Raw genomic sequence first — 4,512 nt, forward strand, 5'->3', positions numbered from 1 at the left:
GTCAACATCTTCCATACGGCGCCGACGGCGATCCGCGCGCTGATGGGGGCAGGGCCGGAATTTGCCGATAAGTACGACATGCCGAGTCTGCGCCTGCTCGGCACAGTCGGCGAGCCGATCAATCCCGAAGCCTGGATGTGGTATCACCGTGTGATTGGCGGCGAACGCTGTCCGATCGTCGATACGTGGTGGCAAACCGAGACGGGTGGTATCATGATCTCCCCGCTTCCGGGTGCCATTCCGGCAAAACCGGGTTCTGCAACTCGTCCGTTCCCCGGCATTCTGGCAGAGATCCTCGATCTGGAGGGCAATTCGGTTCCGGCCAATGAAGGCGGCTATCTAGCAGTCAAGCACCCCTGGCCTGGCATGATGCGAACGGTCTACGGCGACCCCGATCGCTTCCGACGCACCTACTGGGAACACATTCCGCCGCGAGAGGGCAACTACTTCTACTTCGCAGGTGACGGGGCACGGCAGGATGAAGACGGCTATTTCTGGGTGATGGGTCGTGTGGATGACGTGATCAACGTGGCAGGACACCGCCTGGGCACGATGGAAATTGAGTCTGCGCTGGTGTCTCATCCTGCTGTGGCAGAAGCCGCTGTCGTCGGCAAACCCGATGAGCTAAAGGGAAGCGAAGTCGTCGCCTTTGTCACCCTGGAAGGAACCCACTCGCCCAGCCCAGAACTCGCTGCCGAACTGAAAAAGCACGTCGGTCAGGAAATTGGCGCGATCGCCCGTCCAGGAGAAATTCGCTTCAGCGATGCCTTGCCCAAAACGCGATCGGGCAAAATCATGCGGCGACTCTTGCGCTCTCTGGCAGCTGGCGAAGAAGTTTCTGGCGATACTTCAACCCTGGAAGATCGATCGGTCTTGGACAAGCTGCGGCAGGGAGTTTAGCTTGAGGCTGTAGTTTGTTGAGTTTTAGAGTCTGTTTGATTAGTCGCAAAGCTCCTGCATCGCCCCCTAAATCCTCCAATGCTAGGGGACTTTGAAACGTTAAACCTATCTGTTGCAGAAGGATTGTCTGCGTTGGTTCGGTTTCCCTCAGAACTGGGGGGTTCGGGGGGCGGTTCGGCGCAGGGGGATGACTTTTAAGGTTCTTAAAGTTTTTGGGGCGATCGTCTCGCCCCTTTCGTTTTGCTAACTTATTGCTCCAGCACACTCATAAATTTTCCTGGGGCAAAGGGAGCCGGAATAATGGGGGTGAAGTGAACCCGGTCGTTCACCAATCGCCTCACATAGAACTCGTTGATCTTGTGATTCACCCAGTCCCTTGAGCCAACAATCCAGACCTGACCTTTTTCGTCAGGCGAAAGCGGCAGCAGTTCATTGAACTCTGTAGTCATGATATTTTTACCTCACTGATGCAGTGTGAACTGTAGAGAAGAAAAGCCTAAGGCGTGGTTCCCAACCACTCATTTCGCATCAGCGAGGCACGATCGAATAAAATCAATGCAGCCTAGCCTCCTGCCAACTCAGGAAGTTAGGTTAGCTGGTTAGGCAGTGTTCCCGCACTCCTAATCAGCGTCCTCACCTTAAGCTTTGTCTACTGGTACTGAAAAACCAGTGTTGATCAGGATAGGGCAAAGACTTGATACGCACAAGCGTACTGGAAGAATTTATCCGAACTCGCCCCCCTAGCCCCCTAATTCTGGGCGGAACCGGACTTTTGCTAAGGTGTCCTGATAGATGGGCGATCGTCCTGATTTTGGTAATAGCTATGAATCATCTTGGCACGAAGACTTTGCAAATAATTAACGATTCTGAAAAGCTAATTCAAATTGAGAGAAGCATTAGTCAGGTAATTCGTTCCGAACCTAAATCAGCATTGATTAGAGATTTAATTCTCATAAAAACAGCAGAATGGATCGCTGTTCCTACATTAAGCTTTCCAAATTTTAACTTGATTTTAGAGTATCAAAGTCAGACACAACTGAATACTGATAACAAGAATTTGTATGGTGTTATTCTACCGATATTTGGTATCCCTTTTTCTGTTTGTGAAGTTCCTTTATCATCCGAAGGAATTCAAGAATTCTACTCTATTTTAGGGGCTTCACCCTTTAGCCCTGTATTATTTAGTGGAGACCAAAAACCCAATTGGATGATTATATGCATGGAATCAGAGTTTTACATCATTGTAGGGACATTTGAAACAGTCGAACACTTGCTTGGATGCACATACGCGGAAGCCTTTAGACACTTTCGTACTTTCATCAATGGGTTTAACAGATCTGAGTCAGCATCCCCGCTATCACAAAGGTTCTACACCTACTATAGTTTTGTTAACAGTCAGCTTGAAAAGTATCAGCAGGCTAGTACCGGCACTGAACTGCTTCTAACTCTTAATGATGACGATCTCATCAAGGCTGTAATTGGCTAGGCTCTTGTAGAATGCGTTAGCGACAGCGTAATGCATGATCCCGCTGCCCTATATGACGGCTTGAGGAATTCGAGACGAACTATCGGAGAAATTATGGGAACAGCATACGAAGTTGCTTTAGTTTGTAACCTAAAACCTACTCTGTCTCCGCAAATTATGGAGACTTTAAACTATCTAACGCGCTCACAGGATTACGATTTTCCTAAAGCAATTAGCCACCTTTTTTTTGATGTTGACTTTGGCGACGAATGGAGAATTATCATTGCCAATAATTACCCACGGGGCGGAGAGGATTTTTCTCCTCAGGCTTGCAGAAGTGTACTGAGCAATAATCAGCTTTGCTTTCGAGTTTTGCTAGACGACGACACGTTCTACAACGTGGGATGGTTCCTCCTGGATTGGCTCGCAACGATTAGCAATACTCAGGGGCTTGTTGGCTACCGGATTGATATTGTACGTTCTGAATGTACACTCATCTTTTTTAAGAATGAACAGGTAATTGAACATCAATCATTGCCATCGGAAATTCCAGAGCCTCTGAAAGAAACTTTTAATAGAGTATTGGGGGGAACTGGATTTTTCCCGTATGAGTGAAGCGGTGAGAATAGTTTTAGCCAAGATATTGCTATCAGTCCTCAGACGCTTGCCTTCCAACCCCTTCGCTACAATAAAGCACAAAACAACTCTCCGCGTTTATGTCCATCAGCGTCAACCTACCTGAAACCCCTGAACAACTTGCGGCTTTAATCGATCGCATCCAGGCAGGCGAAGAGCTTTTGCTGATCAAAGAAGGAGTCGCAATCGCTCACCTGGTTCCCACCCATCCTCGGATTCCTGGACAGGACAAAGGCAGAGTGATGATTGCCCCTGACTTTAACGCACCTCTTCCAGAAGACATCTTGAATGATTTTGTGAATCCCACCTAACAGAATTGCATTGGGAAATTGTGATCAAATTGGTAGCGTAAAGCAACGCTTTTGGGAGCATACGATTCGGGATGAGGCGGATTGCGCGGCATTGTGATTATATTCATTACAACCCGGTGCGACATGGGTTATGCGGTTGCTTTGCAGTTCCCCTTCTGAGGTAATCGGGCAGTGGATTGGCAGTATTCGAGTTTTCACCGGTTTGTGGCGCAGGGGGTGTACTCGAAGGATTGGGGAATGCGGGGGGAATGGGTGCCGTTTTTGGAAGGGGGCGATGGATGATGAGAATGTTGCGCTAAGGGTTGTTGGATGTTTGAGGGGAGTGTTTGGGGTTTGGGTCATGCGTTACGCTGTCGCTAACGCATCCTACAAGATCTACGATCGGACTTAAACAGGTTTTCGCTTCACAAATTTGATTTGTCGATCGCTTTGCACTTCCCCAACTTCCCAGCCAAGGTGCTGATAAAAGCCGTATGCTCTTAAGCTGGGCTGATTTCCGGTGTAAAGCTGAATTTTGGTTGTGCCTTGTGACCAGAGCCACTCTTCTGCTTGCTGCATCAGTGCCCGACCTGCGCCGCGACCTTCAAAAGCAGGTAAGACAAACAGCCCGAAGACCATTCGTTCAGCCGCATTTGCAAAAGAGAAGCCCACTGCCTGCCCGTCGATTTCTGCAATCCAGGCGCGGCAATGGGTTTGTAGCATTTGGGCGATCGTTTCAGGAGTCACGCCCAGCCTTGCCAGTTCCTCCCGCGACTGATGGTTTTCCACCACGCTCGTTCGGATGTGAAACAGCGTCTCAATGTCGTCTAAACGGGCAAGGCGGATCTGCATGGGAGCTAGACTTCCGACCTCACTGTTTCTGGCTGCTCCAATTCTGTCGCTGGCTCTGGGTCACGAAAATCGCGCTTGTGTTTCGGGAAGATGCGATCAGTCGCGTTCTTCGCAACGATGTACAGGATCGGCAGAATGAACAGACTGAGGAAGGTCGAGATTAAATAGCCGCCGAACAGGGCAGTACCGATCGATTGACGGCTGGCTGCTCCGGCTCCAGTTGCAATTAGGAGTGGGAAGAAGCCCACCAGACCCGAAAAGGATGTCATCAGAATCGGGCGGAGACGATCCTGGGCAGCTTCGATCGCCGCCTGGGTTGTCGTCAGTCCTTCTTCGCGGAGCTGGTTGGCATATTCCACGACGAGAATC

Annotated in this window: 7 protein-coding genes; 4 read left to right on the plus strand and 3 right to left on the minus strand. The window is 49.6% G+C overall.

Annotated elements, in window-relative coordinates; all coding sequences use genetic code 11:
- The coding region (locus H6F80_RS17080; protein WP_190792728.1) for an AMP-binding enzyme at positions 1-900 on the plus strand (900 nt) is incomplete at its 5' end.
- 248 nt (positions 901-1,148) lie between these two features.
- On the opposite strand, the gene H6F80_RS17085 is transcribed toward H6F80_RS17080, so the two are convergent.
- Entirely contained in the window at positions 1,149-1,349 is a 201-nt protein-coding gene (locus H6F80_RS17085) for a hypothetical protein (protein WP_190792729.1), read from the minus strand.
- 374 nt (positions 1,350-1,723) lie between these two features.
- Here H6F80_RS17085 and H6F80_RS17090 point away from each other — a divergent pair, with 374 nt between their 5' ends.
- The 3 genes from H6F80_RS17090 (at position 1,724) to H6F80_RS17100 (ending at position 3,312) form a co-directional block, all read left to right on the plus strand.
- Positions 1,724-2,386 (plus strand): hypothetical protein, encoded by a 663-nt coding sequence (locus tag H6F80_RS17090; protein WP_190792730.1) that lies wholly within the window; start codon positions 1,724-1,726, stop codon positions 2,384-2,386.
- A gap of 93 nt (positions 2,387-2,479) precedes the next feature.
- On the plus strand, positions 2,480-2,980 hold the full coding sequence (locus H6F80_RS17095) for a hypothetical protein (protein WP_190792731.1): 501 nt from the start codon (positions 2,480-2,482) through the stop codon (positions 2,978-2,980).
- A gap of 101 nt (positions 2,981-3,081) precedes the next feature.
- A complete protein-coding gene (locus tag H6F80_RS17100; RefSeq protein ID WP_190792732.1) occupies positions 3,082-3,312 on the plus strand; it encodes a type II toxin-antitoxin system Phd/YefM family antitoxin in 231 nt (76 codons plus the stop codon).
- A 387-nt stretch (positions 3,313-3,699) separates the two neighbouring features.
- On the opposite strand, the gene H6F80_RS17105 is transcribed toward H6F80_RS17100, so the two are convergent.
- Both H6F80_RS17105 and H6F80_RS17110 read right to left on the minus strand, forming a co-directional pair.
- Positions 3,700-4,143 carry a GNAT family N-acetyltransferase gene (locus tag H6F80_RS17105; protein WP_190792733.1) on the minus strand — a complete coding sequence of 148 codons (444 nt, stop codon included), beginning with the start codon at positions 4,141-4,143 and terminating at the stop codon, positions 3,700-3,702.
- Between the two features lie 5 nt (positions 4,144-4,148).
- Positions 4,149-4,512, minus strand: a 364-nt coding sequence (locus H6F80_RS17110; RefSeq protein WP_190792734.1) for an efflux RND transporter permease subunit, incomplete at its 5' end; no start/stop codon positions are given.

It is taken from the genome of Leptolyngbya sp. FACHB-711 (assembly GCF_014695615.1).
Classification (GTDB): Bacteria; Cyanobacteriota; Cyanobacteriia; order Elainellales; family Elainellaceae; genus Leptolyngbya_A.